Genomic DNA, 20,699 nt, shown 5'->3' on the forward strand with positions numbered 1-20,699 from the left:
GAGGCCTCGCATGGTTCGCGCCGCCGTACTGCCCGCCGTGGGCGCCCCGTTGGAGATCGCCGAGATCGACCTCCCGGACCCCGGCCCCGGGCAGGTCCGTATCCGCCTCGCCGCCGCCGGGGTCTGCCATTCCGACCTGTCCCTCTCCAACGGCACGATGCGCGTGCCGGTCCCGGCGGTCCTGGGCCACGAGGGCGCGGGCACGGTCGTAGCCGTGGGAGAGGGCGTCACCCACGTCTCACCCGGCGCCTTTGTCATCCTCAACTGGGCCCCGTCCTGCGGCACTTGCCACGCCTGCACCCTCGGCGAGGTCTGGCTCTGCGTCAACGCGCTCAACGGCGCCGCCGACGTCTACGCCCACCGCGCCTCCGACGGCAGCGACCTCCACCCCGGTCTGAACGTGGCCGCGTTCGCCGAGGAGACGGTCGTATCGGCGTCCTGCGTCCTGCCCCTCCCGGAGGGCGTTCCCCTCACCGACGCGGCCCTCCTCGGCTGCGCGGTCCTCACCGGCTACGGCGCGATCCACCACTCGGCGCGGGTCCGGGAGGGCGAGACGGTAGCGGTCTTCGGCGTCGGCGGAGTGGGACTGTCGGCCCTCCAGTCGGCCCGGATCGCGGGTGCCACGACGATCGTCGCCGTCGATGTCTTCCCGGAGAAGGAGGAGTTGGCGCGCGCGGCCGGGGCGACGGACTACGTGGTCGCCTCCGAGAACACGGCCCGGGAGATCCGCGCCCGCACCGGAAGACAGGGCGTGGACGTCGCCGTCGAATGCGTGGGCCGCGCGGTCACCATCCGCACCGCCTGGGAGTCCACCCGCCGCGGCGGCCGCACCACGGTCGTCGGCATCGGCGGCAAGGACCAGCGGGTCACCTTCAACGCCCTCGAACTCTTCCACTGGGGACGGACGTTGAGCGGCTGCGTCTACGGCAACTCCGACCCGGCGAAGGACGTTCCGGTACTCGCCGAGCATGTCCGCGCCGGACGCCTGGACCTGGGAGCGCTGGTGACGGAACGGATCGCGCTGGAGGGGATCCCGGCGGCGTTCGAGAACATGGTGGCGGGGAAGGGCGGACGGGCACTGGTGGTGTTCTGAACCGCCTTGTCGCCGGCACCGGCGGTTCAGGCTGAACTCCCTTGCCTACGGCACCTGTTCGGGCTGCGGCTCCGCCGCCTGCTTCGCCCTCGCCCTCGCGCCCGGCCGGGACCGCGACACCGCCACGCCCGCCAGACACAGCACGCCACCCGCCAGCGTGAGCAGCCCCGGCACCTCGCCGAGCGCCAGCCACGACATCAGGACGACCAGGGCGGGCACCGCGTACGTGGTCGCGCCCATCTTGCTGGCGGTCGTCCGGGCGAGGGCGTACGCCCAGGTGGTGAAGGCGAGGGCGGTCGGGAAGACGCCCAGGTAGACCATGTTGAGGGTGGCGGAGACGGGCGCGTCGCCGGCCTGCCCGACAAGCTGCCCGGCGAACGGCAGGCACATCACCGCCCCGACGAGACACCCGAACGTCGTCACCTGGAGCGCGCTCGCCCGGGCCAGGGCCGGCTTCTGGGCGACGACCCCACCGGCGTACGCGACCGCCGCGAGCAGACACAGCACCACACCGAGCACGGACGACCCGCCGTCCCCGGACATGGACAGCCCCACGGTCACCGCACCGGCGAACGACACCGCCATCCCCGCCAGCAGTCGCGGCGGCATCGCGTCACCGAGCAGCCGCGAGCCGAGCAGGGCGATGAGGATCGGCCCGATGTTCACGACGAGCGCGGCGGTACCGGCGTCGACCTGCTGCTCGCCCCAGTTCAGGACGACCATGTAGAACCCGAACCACAGCACGCCCGAGATCCCGATCCCCCGCCACGCGGACCGCGGCGGCACCCCTTCCCGCCGTACGAGAGAGATCACCCCCAGCGCCAGCGCCCCGCTCGCCAGCCGCCCCAGCGCCAGCGCGCCCGGCGAGTAGGCGGACCCCGCGCTCCGGATGGACACGAACGCGGAGGCCCACAGCACGACAGTGACGACAGCGGCCGCGGCGGCTGCCCGTTCGGGGCGGCGCTGGGATGGGGTCATGCGTCCGAGGCTAGACGTCGACGGCGCCGCACCGCTGGCGGAAATCGGACGGGATCGTCGGGGGTGGGGGATCCGTGATGTGCCGAGTGTCGGCCCGCCGTGGCTCGTCGCGCAGTTCCCCGCGCCCCTAAAAGAAGCTGCGCCTCCCCTGTTTCCAGCGAAGTGGCCCTGCGGCAGGCTTTGCGGCATGGGACGCGCTCCGAAGGGGCGCGGGGAACTGCGCGACCAGCCCCAACGCACGCACACCCGGCACACCACACAAGCCACCCACCCCCTTAGCCCCCGCTCACCCCCGGGAACTGCCCAGCCAGTCCATCCAGCAACGCCGCAAGCCCCACGTCAAAAGCCCGCTCGTCCACCTTCTCCTGCTGCTCCGCGAGAAGATGAGCCTGACCGAGATGCGGATAGTCGGCGGGGTCGTACGCACTCTCGTCGTCCACGAACCCCCCGGCGAACGACCCCAACGCGGACCCCATGATGAAGTACCGCATCAACGCCCCGATGGACGTGGCCTGCGCCGCAGGCCACCCCGCGTCGACCATGGCGCCATAGACCGCGTCCGCAAGCCGCAACCCCGCCGGCCGCCGCCCCGGCCCCGTCGCGAGCACGGGCACGATGTTCGGATGGTCACGCAGCGCGGACCGATACGACACGGCCCAGTCGTGCAGCGCGGTACGCCAGTCCCGCCCGTCCTCGAACATCGACAGATCGACCTGCGCACTCACCGAGTCGGCGACCGCCTCCAGGATCTGGTCCTTCGTGCGGAAGTGGTTGTAGAGCGAGGGCCCGCTCACCCCCAACTCCGCGGCGAGCCGACGCGTGGAGACCGCCGCCAACCCCTCCGCGTCCACCAGCACGCGCGCCGTCTCGACGATCCGGTCGGTGCTGAGGAGGGGCTTGCGCGGTCGGGCCATGGCGCACATAGTAGGGCTGCGAGAGTCAAACTAGCAGTGCTAATTTAAATGTGCAGCAGTCGGTGTACGGCCTTCCACTTGGGGTGACGCGCAATGAACCTGGAGCTCAGCGAGGAGCAGGAGGCCGTACGGCGGCTCGCCAAGGACTTCGTGGACCGCGAGATCGCCCCGCACGTGATCGCCTGGGACCGCGCGGAGGAGGTCGACCGCTCGATCGTCAAGAAGCTCGGCGGCGTCGGCTTCCTGGGACTGACGATCGACGAGGAGTACGGCGGCTCGGGCGGCGACCATCTCGCGTACTGCCTGGTCACCGAGGAACTCGGCCGCGGGGACTCCTCCGTGCGCGGGATCGTCTCCGTGTCGCTGGGACTGGTCGCGAAGTCGATCGCGGCCTGGGGCGACGAGGAGCAGAAGCGCCGCTGGCTGCCCGGGCTCACCTCCGGCGAGTGCGTCGGCTGCTTCGGCCTCACCGAACCCGGCACCGGTTCCGACGCCGGCAACCTCATCACCCGAGCGGTCCGCGACGGCGACGACTACGTCATCAACGGCACCAAGATGTTCATCACGAACGGCAGTTGGGCCGACGTGGTACTCCTCTTCGCGCGCTCGACCGACGCCCCGGGACACAAGGGCGTCTCCGCCTTCCTCGTGCCGACCGACACCCCCGGCCTGACCCGCCGCACGATCCACGGCAAGCTCGGCCTGCGCGGTCAGGCCACCGCCGAACTCGTCCTCGAAGACGTCCGCGTCCCCGCCTCCACGATGATCGCCCCCGAGGGCAAGGGCTTCTCGGTCGCCATGTCGGCGCTGGCCAAGGGGCGGATGTCGGTGGCGGCGGGCTGCGTCGGCATCGCCCAGGCCGCGCTCGACGTGGCGGTCCGCTACGCCGGTGAGCGCGAGCAGTTCGGCAAGTCCATCGCGCGGCACCAGCTCGTCCAGGAACTGATCAGCGACATCGCCGTCGACGTGGACGCGGCCCGCCTGCTGACCTGGCGGGTCGCCGACCTGATCGACCGGGGCCTGCCCTTCGCCACCGAGTCCTCCAAGGCCAAGCTCTTCGCCTCTGAGGCGGCCGTCCGCGCCGCGAACAACGCGCTCCAGGTCTTCGGCGGCTACGGCTACATCGACGAGTACCCGGCGGGCAAGCTGCTGCGCGACGCCCGCGTGATGACCCTCTACGAGGGCACCAGCCAGATCCAGAAACTGCTCATCGGGCGCGCGCTGACGGGCGTTTCGGCTTTCTGAGTACGTGAGTTGAGTATCTGCGCGGATGTCCTACGGGTCGTAGTCACCGACGCTCGACCCATGAGCGAAGCATCGGGCAAACCACAGAACACGGCCGCCTTCTACGGCCAGGCGGTCGCCTCCTTCTCCGTCGCCATCGCGGCGACCGCCATCGGCATCTTCAAGCTGCACGCCGACGCCTGGGTACGGGCCTTCCTCGCGATCGCCGTCCTGTACCTGGTCACCTCCTCCTTCACCCTCGCCAAGGTGATCCGGGACCGGCAGGACGCGGCGCGCACCACCTACAACCCGTTCGAAAAGCTCTGAGCGGGCAGACTAAGCGCTCGCTCAGGTTCGGCGGTATGGTGGAGCCCTTGTCACCGAGAGGGGTTCACGAGCGATGAGTACGGCGGAGGAGACCGGCGCGGGCGACCCGCAGGCCTGGGCAGAGGTCACGCCCGACGCGGCCCGGCGACTGCTGATCGCCGCCGTGGAGGCCTTCGCCGAGCGCGGCTACCACGCGACGACCACCCGGGACATCGCGGGCCGCGCCGGGATGAGCCCGGCCGCGCTCTACATCCACTACAAGACCAAGGAAGAACTGCTCCACCGCATCAGCAGGATCGGCCACGAGAAGGCCCTCGACATCCTGCGTACGGCGGCGGGGCGCGAGGGCGGCGCCGCCGAGCGGCTCGCCGACGCGGTGAGCTCCTTCGTGCGCTGGCACGCGGGCGGGCGCACCACCGCGCGGGTCGTGCAGTACGAACTCGACTCGCTCGGCCCGGACGCCCGCGCCGAGATCCTCGCGCTGCGCCGACAGGTCGACGCCGAGGTGCGCGGGATCGTCGAGGACGGGGTGGCGGACGGCTCCTTCGACGTGCCGGACGTGAAGGGCACGACCCTCGCGATCCTGTCGCTGTGCATCGACGTGGCCCGCTGGTTCAGCCTCGACGGCCCCCGGACGCCCGACGAGGTCGGCGCGCTCTACGCCGACCTCGTGCTGCGGATGGTGGGGTCCAAGTAGCCGCCCTGCCAAGGGTGTTGGTCAGAGGTAGTAGCGGGACACCGACTCGGCCACACACACCGGCTTGTCGCCGCCCTCGCGCTCCACGGTGAACGCGACGGTCACCTGGACGCCGCCCGGTACGTCGTCGACGCCGGTGATCCTCGCGGTGGCGCGCAGCCGGGAGTCGACCGGGACCGGGGCGGGGAAACGGACCTTGTTCGTCCCGTAGTTGACGCCCATCTTCACACCCTCGACCTTGATCAGCTGCGGTCCGAAGAGCGGGAGCAGCGACAGGGTGAGGTAGCCGTGCGCGATGGTCGTCCTGAACGGTCCGGCCGCCGCCTTCTCCGGGTCGATGTGGATCCACTGGTGGTCGCCCGTCGCGTCCGCGAACAGATCGATCCGCTTCTGGTCGATCTCCAGCCAGTCGGTGTACCCCAACTGCTCACCGACCGCCGCCCGCAGGTCGTCGACGGAGGTGAAGATCCTCGGCTCTGCCATGTCCTGTCCCGGCCTCTCACGTCATCCAGCATCGTCGTCACATGCCTAAGCAACTGCTTAGCATGGTCGGATGCGGGGCCGCTGTCAACGGACCGCGGGTGTGACGCGATGGGTAGGCTCTGGCAGGTGCCTCAGATCCCCGAGAAGATCCACGAGCTGACCGTCGGCCAACTCTCCGCACGCAGCGGAGCGGCCGTCTCCGCCCTGCACTTCTACGAGGCCAAGGGCCTGATCAACAGCAGCCGCACCACGGGCAACCAGCGCCGGTACACCCGTGACACCCTGCGCCGGGTCGCCTTCGTGCGGGCCGCCCAGCGTGTCGGCATCCCGCTGGCCACCGTCCGTGCGGCGCTCGCCGAACTCCCCGAGGAGCGCACCCCGACCCGCGAGGACTGGGCCCGCCTCTCCGAGGCCTGGCGCTCCGAACTCGACGAGCGCATCAAGCAGCTCAACCGCCTCCGCGACCACCTCACCGACTGCATCGGCTGCGGCTGCCTGTCCCTGTCTGCCTGCGTCCTGTCCAACCCGGACGACGTGGTCGGCGAACGCGGCGCGGGCTCACGCCTGATGACGGAACCGGGGCAACGCGCGCCCCGGGGCAGGCGGACGGACACCGGCCCCGAGGCGCGCGACTGAGAGCGACGCGATGGGGCGTCACTCGTACTCGGTGCCGCCCTTCCGCGTCAGATACGCCGGGCTGACGGCTTTCGCGATCGCCCGTCCACCGGTCACCGCGCTGTACCGCTCCACCGCCGGACGGATCACGACCCCCTCGCGCAGGTGCAGCCCGCGCCCGGACACGGTCTCCCGCCCGCTCGCGACCTCCAGCACCCGCTCGATGTCGTACGGCCCCTCGTAGAGCCGGGGCACCAACGGCAGCTCGCCGCCCAGCAGTTCGGCCGCGTCCAGCCAGCGCACCGCCCCGTCGATCTCGGCGGACACGTCGAACACGGCGTACCCGAGCGTCTCGCGCCGCCCGTCGGCGCCGTACGTCAGGTCCTGCACGCCCGCGCCGTACACCTCGCCGAAGATCCCGACCCGGCGCGCGCCGAGCCGTTCGGCGAGTCGGGCGGCGGCCTCGGGGACGCCGTGGCCGCGGACGGCTCGCCAGTACAGATTGCGCGGATCCTCCTTCAGGGCAAGGGACTTGGCGCCGAAGCCCTTGGAGGAGACCTGTACGCGACCGTCCTCCTCCTGCGTGAAGTAGGTCAACAGACAGGCGGAGCCGTGCAGTTTCTCGGTCAGGACCACAGCCTCGCCCGGTTCGAATATCCCGGGAAACCGCTGGATGTTCTCGATGTCGACCCAGGGCAGCAGATCCGGCGCGTGCTCGACGTCGCCGTCCATCGTGGGCGGGATCGGCGGCACCCACTTGACGATGCCGAGCCGCTCCGCGAAGTCGGTACCGTCCAGGGCGGCCTGAGCCAGATCGACGTCGGCGAGGGCCTTCGGCCGGCACACGATGCCCTGCGACAGCTCACCGCGCAGCCGCACCGCCCTGACCCGGTCCGCGTTGCTCCCCGCGAGGCGCCCGGTCAGCCCCAACTCCTCGATCAGGCCCGCCGGAAGCACGGACTGCTCGGGGATGTAGACGGCGGTCTCACCGGTGCGGTACGCGCCCTTGGCGACAACGGCTCGGTACAGGCCGACCTGGGCCAGTTCGAGGGCGTCGGCGTTCGGGTGTTCATGGACGGTCAGCACTTCGGCGGTGACGCGCAGCGTCGACATCGGGACTCCTCGGGTTCCTCAGCTGGGTTTCATCGCCCCCAACTGTCCTGATCGGAAAGGGGTGGAGCGACCGGTTTCGTGGCTGCTAACGTCGGTCCCTTCGGCCGGCGGCGACGCCGTGCACGGAGTACCGACGGGATCAACTCCCATGACCTCACCCGCACTTGACGCCGTACTCGCGGACATCGACACGGTCTTCAACGGATTCGCCAGCCCGCACGAGACCGGCTGCGGATACTGCCACGCGCCGGAGGAGACCGCGTTTCTGCGCACGCCGTACACGCGCGTGCCCCTGGATGTGGTGCGGTACTACCTCTTCGAGGTGCCCGACCACTTCGACGACCACCCAGCCGTGATGCGACGCCTGCTGCCGCAGGCCGCACGGGCGATGGCCGAGGGCACCCTGAGCACGATCGGCTACGGCGCGCATGGCCTGAGCCGGGTGGACTGGCGTTCCTGGCCGGCCGAGCAGTCCGCCGCCATCAAGGCCTTCCTGCACGCCTGGTGGCAGGACACCCTCACCCTGCCCGAGCCGCCGTACGGCATCGGCGACACCTTCGAGACCTGCGCCACGATCGCCGGGACCGCGATGCCGTTCCTGGACGGGTGGATATCGGGCCCGGTCGCGGAGGCGCACCTCGCGCACTGCGCCGACACCTGGCTCTACGACCTGTTGTCCGATTCCTCCCCGTTCTGCTGGTGGTACGACTCCGGCGTGGCGGAACTGCGCACCTGGTTGGCCGGCCCCGGTGCCGCCCGTCTCCGCGCTCAGGGCGAGTCCGACCTCGCCGTACAGGCCGAACTCCTCGCCCTGCCCTACGACGAGCGCTGGGCCCACCCGTACTGGACCAGCCCCTCGGCCACCAACTGAGCGTTGGTCAAGGCCCGTTCACCGTCCGGCAGGAGCAACGTGTCCTCCAGGCCGATGCGCGTGGCGAGCCCCAGCCGCCCCGCGAGCCGGAGCACCGGCCAGGCGCCGCCGTCCTCGCCGTGGAGCAGTACCGGGCGCCCTTGGGCGTGGCCGAGATCGGAGAGCAGCGCCCGCGCGGTCGCCTCCGCCGTGTCCGCATCCGGGTCGGTCACCTCCGCGAGTACCCGCAGCACCTTCGAGCGGAGCGGTGACACGGCGAACCGGGCGGCGCCCTCCGTGCCCGACCAGATGCCTGCCTCCACCCCGACGCCCCGGTCCAGCAACGCCGCCGCGACCTCCTCGGCACCCGGCTCGTGCCAGTTGACCGAGGCGTGGTCGGGCAGGATCGTCCAGCCGCGCACCCGCTCCAGCCGTGCCGCCGGGTCCGGTTCCGCCCAGGCGCCCGTGGTCACGCCGACCGGCACGGGCACCCGCGCCCGTATCGCGTCCAGCGTCACCGCGAGGACGCGCGGTGACAACGTGTCCTGTCCGCAAGGGGACTTGGGATGAAGGTGGACGTCGGTGGCCCCCGCCGCGACCGCCTCCACCGCGGCGTCGGCCAACGCCCCGGGCGAGACCGGCACCATCCAGCCGTCGGCGGCCCCACGGGCCCCGTTGAGACAGACCTGCACCATGCCTCGATGGTGTCACCCGCCACTGACAACCGCCCCCGATCCCCGCCTCCTCACCCCCACACCCACCGGATCCCGACCCGGCAGGGCCCCGCCCCCAACGCCACCGCGTGCACCGACCCCGACGCGTCCACCCGGAGCCGTTGTTCTCGGGGGCGTCCGGCGCGGGGACGGGGACCGAGGCCGTTCGTGCGGAAGGAGTAACACGTGCGCGGCAGGCACTCCTTCGCGAAGCGGACCTCCAGGAGGTGTTCGCGCATCGGGACGTGGATCGTGGTCTCGGCGCGCTGGGAGTAGGGGCGGGGGTCCCGGTGCTCGACCGTGTAGTCGACGATCACGGTCTCGCCGCGCGCCAGGCGCCTGTCGAAGAGCAACTCCGCCGCCACCAGGCCCTCTTCGGGGAGTTCGAGAACCGTGCCGAGCCGCGCCGGTACCGCCACGCGGAAGTACGGCAACGGGCCGGGCGTGTCCAGGCGGTACAGGGCGATCCAGCGGTCCGCGCCGTCCGCCTCGGCGCGCAGCAGGCGCCGACTGGTCATGGACCGGACGCGGCGGTCGGCGTCCACGTCCACCCGGTTGTGGCAGCTGAGCCGGGTCAGGCTGTCGTCCCAGCGGGTGTCCAGCGCGGCGAGGGCCGCGGTGAGGTCGTGGTGGTCCGACCAGGCCCGGGCGAGATCGGGATGATCGCCGTCCGGCGGCAGCCAGCGGCCGCGAGGCCGGGGCGGGCCCAGCAGACCGGTGAGGGCTCCGGGCGGCAGCCGTAGGACGTCTTCCAGTACGGCGAGTGCGGCCAACGACCGTTGCCGTTCGGGCTGGTAGCGGCCGGACTGCCAGGAGCTGAGCGTCGCCGACGCCACCGGGGTGCCGCGGCGCAGCAGCCGGTCCTGGAGACGGTCCAGGCTGAGACCGCTGGCCGCGATGGCCGCGCGCAACGCCTCGTGGAACGGCATCGCCCCGGTGCCGGACGTCGCGTTCTCCGGGCTGGAAGGCGGCCCGTACTCCGGTCCGAGCGGCGGCACGTACCCCGGTCTGGAAGTCACGTACTCCAGCTCAAGTCAGGGGTGTCGCGGGGCGGAAGGGCGTTGGCCTGAAGTTTGGTCAGTCTTGTCCGGCGATGAATCAATTTTGAACGAACCTGTCAGATTTCCCGGGTGTTGCGCCGCCAATTCCCGCAAGACTGAAGGAACTTGTCAGTCTTGCCATGCCCATGAAGCCTCGCGGAAGCTGCTGTGCACTGCCGTCACGGCAGCCCCCCCACCCCTCGAATGACGGAGAGTCATGTCCGCGAGATCTTCCGCCGGGTTCGTTCTCGTCACCGCCGCCGCCCTGACCGCCGCCCTCGCGACGCCCGCGCTCGCGGCCGCCCCGGGCGCCGCCGCGCACACCCCGGCCCAGCTCACCCAGGCCATAGCGAGCCAAGAGAGTCACACGCTGCACGGGCTCGCGAAGCCTGGCAAGGTCAACGCCACCGTCTCGTCCACCAACTGGTCCGGTTACGCCGCCACGGGTTCGACCGGCGCGTACACCTCGGTCACCTCGTCCTGGACCCAGCCGAGCGTCAGCTGCTCCTCGGCCACCACGTACTCCTCCTTCTGGGTCGGCCTCGACGGGTACAGCAACTCCGCACTGGAGCAGACCGGTACGGAAGCCGACTGCATCGGCGGCAAGGCGACCTACGGCGCCTGGTGGGAGGTGCTGCCCGCCTCCGAGAGCGCGTACTCCGGCGTCACCGTGAAGGGCGGCGACAAGTTCACCGCGACCGTGACCTACACCGGCTCCACCTTCACGATGACTCTCGCCGACTCCACCGAGGGCTGGACGAAGACCACCACGCACGCCGGCTCGTCCGGCTTCAAGAACGCCTCCGCCGAGGTCATCGCCGAGGCACCCGAGGTCGGCGGCTCGGTCGCGAGCCTCGCCAACTTCGGCACCGTGAACTTCACCGGCGCCAAGGCCGACGGCAGCAACCTCGACACCTACTCGCCGAACGAGATCGTCATGACGAAGAGCAGCAGCTCGGCCGTACGGGCCCAGCCGGGCTCCATCTCCGGCGGCAGCTTCTCCGACGTCTGGAAGGCCAGCTGAGGCCTGCCACGCACCAGTTCGGGGCTGTCGACGGAATGCCGTCGGCAGCCTTGGCCGTTGCACCGGCAAGCGCAAACCGGCTGGGTCGAAAGGGGGTGCGGCATCCCCGGCGCACCCCTGGCGCCCTTCTTCGGTCCGCCCGGTTCAGGCCGACATGAGCAGCCGTCCCCGCCTGGCGTAGGCCAGGGCCTCGGGCGTGAGCACCGGACGCGGTACGACGATGCCGCAGTCCGTGCAGACCGGGCCCGAGGAGGGTTCGTGGGCCAGGTCGTACTTCCACAGGAGGCGCTCCCCGGCGCACACCGGGCACACGGAACCCGGTTCGCGCTCCAGGGCGGCGATCAGCCGTCGCAGCACCTCGGCCAGTGGTTCATGGGGATGGAGTCGTGGGTCGTCGCACCAGGCGACGCCGAAGCCGCCCCAGGTCAGCCGGTGCCAGTCGTCCACGGTGCCCGGGCGGCGGAGCCCGTCGTACTTCTCCTTCTTGCGGCGTTCGGCGAACCCGACCTCGTAGGCGAGCCAGACCTTGCGCGCTTCCTCCAGCTCGTCCAGTGCGGCCACGAGCCGCGCCGGGTCGGGGGAGCGGTCCTCGGGTCCGAACCCGGCCCGGGAGCACAAGTGGTCCCAGGTCGCCCTGTGCCCATAAGGGGCGAACCGCTCAAGGCACTTGCGCAGCGAGTAGCGCCGCAGCGCCAGATCGCACCGAGGGTCTCGCACCTGTCTCGCCAGACTCCGGAAACCGGCCATCGCCCTGCACCTCCGTCACACCTGCACCTGTACTTCGGTCACCTCGGCGTCGTCGAACGGACGTCGCCGAATAGACGTATCGACAAGCGATTTGGCTCCATCCGATTTCCGATGGCCTCCATAAGCCACTTGCCCGGATCCAAAACTTGACGCATGTTCATCTTCAATCTCGGGGATACCGGCGGTAACGTCCCGCACCACCCCCGTCGGTAGGAGCTGCGATGCCACGGCGCACCCCGCGTAACTTGCTCGACAGACTGAGAACTCCCGGGAGATTCCCCGGGTTCCTGAAGGCCGCATCCGTATGCGCCCTCATTGCCGCTCTTTTGTCTCCCCTCGCCCAGGGGACGGCCGCGGCGGCGACCGCCTCGAACGACTACTGCGGCGGCCAGTGCTCGGACATCCTCCCGGCCGGCGAGAACGGCAACGCCACCCTCGCCCAGATCCTTCTCAACCAGGTCTTCGGCAGCCAGCCCAGCCATGCCGAAGACCAGCTCGGGCCCTATGCCAACCTGGCCACGGGCGCCTCCACGCTGACCGACGCGAAGATCAACACCTTCTTCAACGACGCGTCGTTCGGGGTCCCCGCCGCCAACGTCGCCTCGACCGAGAACCCCAGCGGCCGTACCGACGTGACGATCGTCCGTGACAAGGCGACCGGTGTGCCGCACATCACAGGTACCACGCGCTACGGCACCGAGTACGGCGCCGGCTACGCGGCGGCCGAGGACCGGCTGTGGCTGATGGACGTCTTCCGGCACGTCGGACGCGGCCAGCTGACCACCTTCGCCGGCGGCGCGGCCTCCAACCAGGGACTTGAGCAGGAGTTCTACCGCAACGCCCCGTACACCGAGGCCGAGTTGCAGGCCCAGATCGACAACGCCGTCAACAACAACGGCACCCGCGGCCAGCAGGCACTCACCGACGCCAACGCCTATCTGGCCGGCATCAACGCCTACATCGACGCCTCGGACAGCGGCCGTTACTTCCCCGGCGAGTACGTCCTCACCGGCCACAAGGACTCGATCACCAACGCCGGCACGATCGACCACTTCAAGATCACCGACCTGGTCGCGCTGGCCTCCGTCATCGGCACGCTCTTCGGCTCCGGCGGCGGCGGCGAGGTCAACAACGCCCTCTCCCTGCTGGCCGCCCAGGAGAAGTACGGCGTGGAACAGGGCACCAAGGTCTGGGAGTCCTTCCGCGAACGCAACGACCCCGAGGCCGTGCTCACCGTCCACAACGGCGAGAGCTTCCCGTACGGCACCAAGCCCACCACCGCCCAGGGCGAGGCACTCCCGGACGCCGGATCGGTCTCGACCGAGCCACTCGTCTACGACGCCACGGGCACCGGCGCCAACCAGAGCGCCTCCGCCGCCTCCGCCGCGGCGACCGCCACCGCCCTCAGCTCCGCCAAGCGCGGGATGTCCAACGCCCTTGTGGTGAGCGGCAAATACACCGCGAGCGGGCACCCGATCGCCGTCTTCGGACCCCAAACGGGCTATTTCGCACCGCAGTTGCTCATGCTCCAGGAGATCCAGGGACCGGGCATCAGCGCCCGCGGCGCCTCCTTCGCGGGACTGAGCATGTACGTCGAACTCGGCCGCGGCCAGGACTACTCGTGGTCCGCCACGACCTCCGGCCAGGACATCATCGACACCTACGCCGTCGAACTCTGCCAGGACGACTACCACTACCTCTTCCACGGCACCTGCACGCCGATGGAGGAGATCGAGCAGAAGAACTCCTGGGCACCCACCACGGCCGACTCCACCGCCGCCGGGTCGTACACCATGAGGGTCTGGAAGACCGAGTACGGACCCGTCGAGTACCGGGCGACCGTCGGCGGGAAGAAGGTCGCCTACACCACCCTGCGCTCCTCCTACATGCATGAGGCCGACTCGATCATCGGCTTCCAGATGCTCAACGACCCGGACTACGTGAAGAGTCCGCAGACCTTCCAGAGCGCCGCGCAGCACATCAACTTCACGTTCAACTGGTTCTACGCCGACTCCTCGCACACCGCGTACTACAACAGCGGCAACAACCCGGTGCGGGCCAGCGGTGTCGACCCCGAGTTCCCGGTCTGGGGCCAGGCCGCCTACGAGTGGCAGAACTGGGACCCCACCACCAACACCTCCGACTACACCCCGGCCTCCGCGCACCCCAACTCCATCGACCAGGACTACTACATCTCCTGGAACAACAAACAGGCGCTCAACTACACGACGGCCAGTTGGGGTGACGGGTCCGTCCATCGCGGCAACCTCCTCGACGACCGGGTGAAGAAACTCGTCGCGGCCGGCGGGATCACCAGATCCTCGCTGGTGAAGGCGATGTCCGACGCCTCGCTCACCGACCTGCGCGCCGAGGACGTCCTGCCCGACATGCTGAAGGTGATCAACAGCAGTACGGTCACCGACACCACCGCCGCCGCGGCCGTCGCCAAGCTGCAGACCTGGCTCACCGCCGGCGGCAAACGCACCGAGACCTCGGCGGGCTCCAAGACCTACGCCAACGCCGACGCCATCCGGATCCTGGACGGCTGGTGGCCCGCACTGGTGAAGGCCGAGTTCCAGCCCGGCCTCGGTGACACCCTGTACACCGCGCTCACCAACAACCTGTACATCGACGAGACCCCGTCTGCCGCGCACGGCCCGACCGGGTCGCATGCCGGAAGCTCCTTCCAGTACGGCTGGTGGAGCTACGTGGACAAGGACCTCCGGTCGGTGCTCGGGCAGACCGTGTCCGGTCCGCTGGCCCAGCAGTACTGCGGAGGCGGCAGCCTCAGCGCCTGCCGGGACATCCTGATCAGCACGCTGAAGACGGCGGCCGGCACCAGCGCGTCCACGGTCTACCCCGGGGACTCCCTGTGCTCGGCGGGCGACCAGTGGTGTGCCGACTCGATCGTCCAGCGGACGCTCGGCGGCATCAAGCACTACAACATCAGTTGGCAGAACCGGCCCACCTTCCAGCAAGTGGTGGAGTACACGTCACACCGGTGACGCCTGAGCGGCGGCGGGCCGGTCGATCCGGCCCGCCGCCAGCACCACCCGGGCGAGTTCCGGGTGCACGATGTCGCTGTGCGCCCCGGTCGGCGGCTCGCCGTGACACACCACCGCGCAGGTGTCGACGTTCACACAACCCGACGCCGGCAGCGGGGAGTCGAGGGCTTCGGCCAGACTCAGCGAACGGGTGCCCGGCACCGCCCGTACCCCGTCGTGGCCCATCGCGCCCCACCTGTCGCCCAGCACCCGGACGATGTCGACGGCGGCGAACGAGCAGTCGTCGTCAGCCATCCGCGAGGCCAGTGGGTAGATCGTGCCGAGCGCCGAGTCGCAGTGCGAGTAGCAGCACACCAGCGGGCCGTCGACGCGGTTCTGCTGGCCCTGCAGCACACCTCCGGTACGTGGGTCGTCCGGCAGCCGGGCCGCGAACGCGTAGTGGGAGAAGGCCCCTTGGAGCAACGTCACCGACTTGACCGAGCGCACTCCCTCGGGCAGACCCCGTAGCGCGAACGACACCAGGCGCCCGCCGAAGCTGTGCCCGACGAGATGCACCCGCACCTCCGGCGCCACCGTCGCGAGCCGCCCGATCGCCGGGCCGAGCCCGCGCTCACCGACCGTGCCAGCGCGTCTCTTCATCGCGTAGTACGCCGCCTGCCGCAGCAGCTCCCGTGCCCCCTTCCACGGGTTCGGCAGCGCGAACTCCGTTACCGGACGCGGGGATTGGGGTGCCGCGAGGTGGGCCAGCGCCTGCCCGAACTGCTCGCACGCCTCGGCCGTGCACCCGACGGCGAGCATCCGCGGCTCGCACTGCGGCACCCCCTCCGCCAGCGTGTCCGCGCCGAACAACGCCTGCGGCCCCGGCGGCACCATCTCCACCAGCGTCCGCACCAGCCGCCCGAACTCCTCCAACTCGGCCTCCCGCGGCGGCTGCTGGTCCAGCATCCGGGCGATCTGGTCGATCACCGGCGCCTTGCCCGGGAAGGCGTCGAGGAGCGCGTGCCGGGTGTCGGCGTCGAGGGTGGGCCGCGTCAACTCGGCCACGGCTGACGGTGATTGCGGGAAATCCGGAATCGGCTGGTCCGGGAACTCCATGGATGGCCAGATCACGCCCACGTACCCGATCGCGGCCTTCGGCGCGAGGCGCGGAATCGGGGCGAAGAAGCGGCTGTAGAGCCGGGTCGCGCCGGCGCGTTGGTTGTTCCACCCGTGCGAGAAGACGATCAGGTCGCCGACCCCGCGCTGCCGCACCTCGCTCAGCAGCCGGTCGCGTTCTCCCTGGTCGACGTCCCCGTCGGCGTCGAAGGTCAACTCCCAGTAGGGGCTCACACTCATCGCCGGATCCGCCATGACCGGCCTCCTCGTTCCCCGAAGTGGTGCGATGTGGGCGCATCGTCCCGCTACCGGTGAAGATTGGCCATACGTCGCGACTCACTTGTAGAGGAGGTATTCAGTTCGAACCCGTCGGAAGGCCCTCAACTCCTCCTGCCAGCCCGCCACCACCTCGTCGGTGCTCGCGCCCGCGTCGATCGCCGTTCGTACCCGTGCGGACCCGGTGAGCTTGTCGATCCAGTTGTCCGAGCGCCAACCGAAGCCGCTCCAGACCTTCTTGGCGGTCACCAGCAGCGCGATGCCGGTGCGCACGGGGTCGTACGCGGCCCGGTCGTGGAGGTGGATCTGGACCCCGCCGACGGTCTTGCCCTCGAACTTGGAGAACGTCGGCGCGAAGTATGCCTCCCTGAAGTGCGCGCCGGGCAGCCCGAGTTGATTCACCGTGGCGGCCCAGCGTCCGTCGATGCCCTCCGCGCCGAGCAGTTCGAAGGGGCGGGTGGTGCCACGGCCCTCGGACAGGTTCGTGCCCTCGAAGAGGCATGTCCCCGAGTACACGAGGGCGGTGTCCGGCGTCGGCATGTTGGGGCTGGGCGGCACCCACGGAAGCGACCAGGCGTCGTAGAACTCCGAACGCTTCCAGCCCGTCATCAGTACGGTCTCCAGGGGGACGGGCGTCTTCAGGAACTCCCCGTTGAACAGCCGCGCCAGTTCGGCGACCGTCATGCCGTGTGCCTGTGCGATCGGCTGTCGGCCTACGAAGGTCGCGAACTCCCTGTGCAGGACCGGGCCTTGGGCGCTGCGGGCGGTCACCGGGTTGGGGCGGTCGAGGACGACGAAGCGTTTGCTGGCGAGCTGGGCCGCCTCCATGCAGTCGTAGAGGGTCCAGATGTAGGTGTAGAAGCGGGCGCCCACGTCCTGGATGTCGAAGACGACGGTGTCCACGGTGGAGGTCTTGAAGATGTCGGCGAGGGGTTGGCCGCCCTTCAAGTACGTGTCGTAGACGGGGAGTTTGGTGGCCGGGTCGGTGTGGTGGCCCTCGGAGCCGCCGGCTTGGGCGGTGCCTCGGAAGCCGTGTTCGGGGCCGAAGACCCCCACCAGGTTCACATGGGGGCTGGCGTGCATGACGTCGACGATGTGGTGGGCGTCCCTGGTGATGCCGGTGGGGTTGGTGACGATTCCGATGCGTTGGCCGTTGAGCTGGGTGTAGTCGTTCGCGGTTAGTTGTTCGAAGCCGGTGCGTAGGTTCTGGGGCTTGGTGGGTGGTGGGGTGAGGGTTGCCGCCGGGGTTGCTGCCAGGAGGGTTCTTCTGGTGAGGGGCATGTGGGCAAAGTAGGGGCTTCCGCGGGTTGTGGGCGGGATGCGGGTCCGCTGCGGCTGGTCGCGCAGTTCCTCGCGCCCCTGGGGAGTCGGCCCTTCCGGTGTTACATACCGACCGGTTAGTCTGGCTGGGCAGTGGAGCCGCAGTCGAAGGAGACCGATGGTGGAAGCCGTTCAGGGTGCCGGGGTAGTTGTCACGGGGGCTGGGGGTGGCATCGGGGCTGCGCTTGCGCGGCGGTTCGCTGCCGAAGGGGCCCGGGTCGTGGTGAACGACCTGGACGCCGACCGTGTGCAAGCCGTCGCCGACGAGATCGGGGCCATCGCTGTACCCGGGGATGCGTCTGCCGTCGTCGGTGATGCCCGGGACGCCCTCGGTGGGACCGTCGACATCTACTGCGCCAACGCCGGGGTCGGCTCCGGTGGGTCGGAAGCGGCCGGGGAGGACGTCTGGGCGCTGGCCTGGGACGTGAACGTCATGGCTCATGTGCGGGCAGCCGAGGCGTTGATCCCGGGGTGGCTGGAGCGGGGCGGCGGGCGGTTCGTGTCCACCGTGTCGGCGGCCGGGCTGCTCACCATGATCGGGGCCGCGCCCTACAGCGTCACCAAGCACGGTGCGTACGCCTTCGCCGAGTGGCTGTCGTTGACGTACCGGCACCGGGGGATCAAGGTCCACGCGATCTGTCCGCAGGGTGTGCGTACGGACATGCTGGCCGCCACCGGAAGCGCGGGTGACCTGGTGCTTCAGCCGACCGCGATTGAGCCCGATGCCGTCGCCGACGCCCTGATGAAGGGGATCGAGGAGGAGCGGTTCCTGATCCTGCCGCATCCTGAGGTCGCCGGGTACTACCAGGCCAGGGCCGCCGAACCGGATCGCTGGCTGACCACCATGAACCACATCCAGCAGAAGTGGGAGGCCGGAGAGTGACCGACTCCCTGTATGCCGCCAAGCCGTGGGTGGCGCTGCTCAACGAGGCCCAGCGTGGGCCGATCAGTCCGGACGACTCCCTGGTGCACGCCCTGCGCCGGGTGGTCGGTGCGACGCCTGACCGGACCTTCCTCACCTATTTCGACGGGCGGCTCAGCTATCGCGAGGTCGACGAGCTGAGTGACTCCGTCGCCGGGTATCTGGCCGCGCGGGGGCTGGAGCAGGGCGACCGGGTCGCCGTGCTGCTGCAGAACTCGCCGCACTTCGTGATCGCGCTGCTCGGTGCCTGGAAGGCGGGCGCGATCGTCGTGCCGGTCAACCCGATGTACAAGTCGGGGGAGGTCACCCATGTCCTGCGGGACGGCGAGGTGGCCGCGCTGATCTGTACCGACCGGGCCTGGGAGTCGTATCTGCGCGAGACGGTCACGGCGGTCGAGGAGAGCGGGTCTCCCGTGCGGATCGTGCTCACCGCATGCGAGTTGGATTTCCAAACTCGCAACGACGCGCGCGTGCTCACCTTCGAGCGGCTTCCGCAGGCCGCCGACGTCGAGGACCTGGTGGCCGTGGCGAAGGCGGGACACAAGGCGCCCGGCGGGCGTGAACCGGCGCCCGCGGACATCGCGTTGATCAGTTACACGTCGGGCACGAGCGGTGCCCCGAAGGGTGCCACCAACACCCACGCCAACATCCTGTACAACGCCGAACGGCAGCGCACCGGGCTCGGACTGCCGGACGCGCCGGTGTACTTCGCGATGGCGCCGCTGTTCCACATCACCGGGATGGTGTGCCAGCTGGGCGCCTCGCTCGTCAGCGGGGGCTCGCTGGTGCTGGTGTACCGGTTCGAGGGCGGGGTCGTGCTCGACGCGTTCGCCGAGCACGAGCCGCACTACACGGTCGGCCCGTCCACCGCCTTCATGGCGCTCGCCGCGCACCCGGCCGTCACCCCGGACCACTTCGCGTCCTTCCGGAACATCTCCTCCGGCGGCGCCCCGGTGCCGCCCGCCCTGGTGGAGAAGTTCCGGGCCGGCTTCGGGCCGTACATCCGCAACGGCTACGGCCTCACCGAGTGCACCGCGCCCTGCGCCTCCGTACCGCCCGACCTGGAGGCGCCCGTCGACCCGGCGTCCGGGACGCTGGCCGTGGGCGTGCCGGGGCCCGACACCGTCGTACGGATCGTCGACGACCTGGGTGCCGAGGTGCCCTTCGGTGAGCAGGGCGAGATCGTCGTGCGCGGGCCGCAGGTCGTGCCCGGGTACTGGCGGCGACCCGAGGCCACCGCCGAGACCTTCCCGGACGGCGAACTGCGCACCGGCGACATCGGGTTCATGGACCCGCAGGGCTGGCTGTACGTCGTCGACCGCAAGAAGGACATGATCAACGCCTCCGGGTTCAAGGTCTGGCCGCGCGAGGTCGAGGACGTGCTCTACACCCATCCGGCGGTGCGCGAGGCGGCCGTCGTCGGCGTCCCTGACGGATACCGGGGCGAGACCGTGAAGGCGTACATCAGTCTCCGTCCGGGCGCCGAAACCGACCCCGATGAATTCGCCGTGTACTGCAAGGAGAGACTGGCCGCCTACAAGTACCCCCGCCAGGTGGAGATCCTGCCCGAGCTGCCGAAGACGGCAAGTGGGAAGATCCTCCGGCGGGAACTGCGTTCCCGGTCGCACGACAGCGAGTGAACAGCCAGAAAAGGCAGGTGGCGGCAGTGCCCAGGACGACCGACGGAGACGGGGCCCCCGTCCCGCAGCGGCTCCTCGCCGCCGCCACCAGACTGTTCGCCGAGCAGGGCTACGACCGCACCTCGGTGCAGGAGATCGTCGAGGCCGCGGGCGTCACCAAGGGGGCGCTGTACCACTACTTCGGCTCCAAGGACGACCTCCTGCACGAGGTGTACGCGCGCGTGCTGCGCGTCCAGCAGGAGCGCCTTGAGGTGTTCGCGACCGCCGACGAGCCGATCGAGAAACGGCTGCGCGCCGCCGCCGCGGACGTCGTCGTGACGACGATCGACAACCTCGACGACGCGTCGATCTTCTTCCGGTCCATGCACCACCTCAGCCCGGAGAAGAACAAGCAGGTGCGTGCCGAGCGCCGGCGCTACCACGAGCGCTTCCGCGGGCTCGTCGAGGAGGGCCAGCGCGCGGGCGTCTTCTCCACGGCGACCCCGGCGGACCTCGTCGTCGACTACCACTTCGGCTCGGTCCACCACCTGTCGACCTGGTACCGCCCCGGCGGCCCGCTGACGCCCCAGGAGGTCGCCGACCACCTGGCGGACCTGCTGATGCGGGCGCTCCGCCCCTGATAC

The 20,699-nt window shown here is 70.1% G+C and carries 20 protein-coding genes; 11 read left to right on the forward strand and 9 right to left on the reverse strand.

Going from position 1 to position 20,699, the window contains the following annotated elements; translation table 11 throughout:
* Positions 1-10 precede the first annotated feature (10 nt).
* The gene (locus OG226_RS37995) at positions 11-1,093 is read left to right on the forward strand and encodes a Zn-dependent alcohol dehydrogenase (protein WP_329351404.1); all 1,083 of its coding nucleotides are present in this window, start codon (positions 11-13) and stop codon (positions 1,091-1,093) included.
* Positions 1,094-1,138: 45 nt separating this feature from the next.
* Here OG226_RS37995 and OG226_RS38000 read toward each other — a convergent pair whose 3' ends face one another.
* Positions 1,139-2,071, reverse strand: coding sequence for a DMT family transporter (locus OG226_RS38000; RefSeq protein ID WP_329351405.1), 933 nt, complete (start codon positions 2,069-2,071; stop codon positions 1,139-1,141).
* Positions 2,072-2,346: 275 nt separating this feature from the next.
* Positions 2,347-2,985 carry a TetR/AcrR family transcriptional regulator gene (locus OG226_RS38005; RefSeq protein ID WP_328684299.1) on the reverse strand — a complete coding sequence of 213 codons (639 nt, stop codon included), beginning with the start codon at positions 2,983-2,985 and terminating at the stop codon, positions 2,347-2,349.
* Between the two features lie 93 nt (positions 2,986-3,078).
* Here OG226_RS38005 and OG226_RS38010 point away from each other — a divergent pair, with 93 nt between their 5' ends.
* The 3 genes from OG226_RS38010 (at position 3,079) to OG226_RS38020 (ending at position 5,233) form a co-directional block, all read left to right on the forward strand.
* A complete protein-coding gene (locus tag OG226_RS38010; RefSeq protein WP_329351406.1) occupies positions 3,079-4,230 on the forward strand; it encodes an acyl-CoA dehydrogenase family protein in 1,152 nt (383 codons plus the stop codon).
* Positions 4,231-4,290: 60 nt separating this feature from the next.
* On the forward strand, positions 4,291-4,536 hold the full coding sequence (locus OG226_RS38015) for a YiaA/YiaB family inner membrane protein (protein WP_019059193.1): 246 nt from the start codon (positions 4,291-4,293) through the stop codon (positions 4,534-4,536).
* Positions 4,537-4,609: 73 nt separating this feature from the next.
* Complete coding sequence (locus OG226_RS38020) at positions 4,610-5,233, forward strand: TetR/AcrR family transcriptional regulator (RefSeq protein WP_328684301.1); 624 nt, start codon at positions 4,610-4,612, stop codon at positions 5,231-5,233.
* Between the two features lie 21 nt (positions 5,234-5,254).
* Here OG226_RS38020 and OG226_RS38025 read toward each other — a convergent pair whose 3' ends face one another.
* Positions 5,255-5,716, reverse strand: a complete 462-nt coding sequence (locus tag OG226_RS38025; protein ID WP_329351407.1) for a MaoC family dehydratase — start codon at positions 5,714-5,716, stop codon at positions 5,255-5,257.
* 126 nt (positions 5,717-5,842) lie between these two features.
* Between OG226_RS38025 and soxR the strand changes: the two genes are divergently transcribed.
* Positions 5,843-6,352: a redox-sensitive transcriptional activator SoxR gene (gene soxR / locus OG226_RS38030; RefSeq protein WP_329351408.1), complete on the forward strand. Its 510-nt coding sequence runs from the start codon at positions 5,843-5,845 to the stop codon at positions 6,350-6,352.
* A gap of 18 nt (positions 6,353-6,370) precedes the next feature.
* Here soxR and OG226_RS38035 read toward each other — a convergent pair whose 3' ends face one another.
* Positions 6,371-7,444, reverse strand: coding sequence for an RNA ligase (ATP) (locus OG226_RS38035; RefSeq protein ID WP_329351409.1), 1,074 nt, complete (start codon positions 7,442-7,444; stop codon positions 6,371-6,373).
* Positions 7,445-7,592: 148 nt separating this feature from the next.
* Here OG226_RS38035 and OG226_RS38040 point away from each other — a divergent pair, with 148 nt between their 5' ends.
* The gene (locus OG226_RS38040; RefSeq protein WP_329351410.1) at positions 7,593-8,315 is read left to right on the forward strand and encodes a hypothetical protein; all 723 of its coding nucleotides are present in this window, start codon (positions 7,593-7,595) and stop codon (positions 8,313-8,315) included.
* On the opposite strand, the gene OG226_RS38045 is transcribed toward OG226_RS38040, so the two are convergent.
* Positions 8,261-8,989 (reverse strand): 3-keto-5-aminohexanoate cleavage protein, encoded by a 729-nt coding sequence (locus tag OG226_RS38045; RefSeq protein WP_328684306.1) that lies wholly within the window; start codon positions 8,987-8,989, stop codon positions 8,261-8,263. The two genes, OG226_RS38040 and OG226_RS38045, sit on opposite strands and share 55 nt — an antisense overlap.
* Positions 8,990-9,039: 50 nt before the next feature.
* On the reverse strand, positions 9,040-10,026 hold the full coding sequence (locus OG226_RS38050; RefSeq protein WP_329351412.1) for a hypothetical protein: 987 nt from the start codon (positions 10,024-10,026) through the stop codon (positions 9,040-9,042).
* Positions 10,027-10,264: 238 nt separating this feature from the next.
* On the opposite strand from OG226_RS38050, the gene OG226_RS38055 reads away from it, so the two are divergent.
* A complete protein-coding gene (locus tag OG226_RS38055) occupies positions 10,265-11,071 on the forward strand; it encodes a G1 family glutamic endopeptidase (protein ID WP_329351413.1) in 807 nt (268 codons plus the stop codon).
* A gap of 144 nt (positions 11,072-11,215) precedes the next feature.
* Here the strand turns inward: OG226_RS38055 and OG226_RS38060 are convergent, their stop codons facing one another.
* Positions 11,216-11,818: a hypothetical protein gene (locus OG226_RS38060; RefSeq protein ID WP_328684309.1), complete on the reverse strand. Its 603-nt coding sequence runs from the start codon at positions 11,816-11,818 to the stop codon at positions 11,216-11,218.
* A gap of 221 nt (positions 11,819-12,039) precedes the next feature.
* On the opposite strand from OG226_RS38060, the gene OG226_RS38065 reads away from it, so the two are divergent.
* Entirely contained in the window at positions 12,040-14,823 is a 2,784-nt protein-coding gene (locus OG226_RS38065; RefSeq protein WP_328684310.1) for a penicillin acylase family protein, read from the forward strand.
* Here OG226_RS38065 and OG226_RS38070 read toward each other — a convergent pair.
* Complete coding sequence (locus tag OG226_RS38070) at positions 14,812-16,173, reverse strand: serine-threonine protein kinase (protein ID WP_329351414.1); 1,362 nt, start codon at positions 16,171-16,173, stop codon at positions 14,812-14,814. The genes OG226_RS38065 and OG226_RS38070 overlap by 12 nt on opposite strands.
* Positions 16,174-16,254: 81 nt before the next feature.
* Complete coding sequence (locus OG226_RS38075; protein ID WP_329351415.1) at positions 16,255-17,475, reverse strand: exo-beta-N-acetylmuramidase NamZ family protein; 1,221 nt, start codon at positions 17,473-17,475, stop codon at positions 16,255-16,257.
* A 157-nt stretch (positions 17,476-17,632) separates the two neighbouring features.
* On the opposite strand from OG226_RS38075, the gene OG226_RS38080 reads away from it, so the two are divergent.
* From OG226_RS38080 to OG226_RS38090, 3 genes are read left to right on the forward strand one after another with little or no spacing between them, the layout of a single operon-like run.
* A complete protein-coding gene (locus tag OG226_RS38080; protein ID WP_328684313.1) occupies positions 17,633-18,397 on the forward strand; it encodes an SDR family oxidoreductase in 765 nt (254 codons plus the stop codon).
* Positions 18,394-20,076 (forward strand): class I adenylate-forming enzyme family protein, encoded by a 1,683-nt coding sequence (locus OG226_RS38085; protein ID WP_329351416.1) that lies wholly within the window; start codon positions 18,394-18,396, stop codon positions 20,074-20,076. The genes OG226_RS38080 and OG226_RS38085 overlap by 4 nt, the downstream gene beginning before the upstream one ends.
* 26 nt (positions 20,077-20,102) lie before the next feature.
* Positions 20,103-20,696 carry a TetR/AcrR family transcriptional regulator gene (locus OG226_RS38090; protein ID WP_033283667.1) on the forward strand — a complete coding sequence of 198 codons (594 nt, stop codon included), beginning with the start codon at positions 20,103-20,105 and terminating at the stop codon, positions 20,694-20,696.
* The last annotated feature ends 3 nt before the right edge of the window (positions 20,697-20,699 follow it).

This window comes from Streptomyces sp. NBC_01261 (genome assembly GCF_036226385.1).
Taxonomy (GTDB): Bacteria; Actinomycetota; Actinomycetes; order Streptomycetales; family Streptomycetaceae; genus Streptomyces.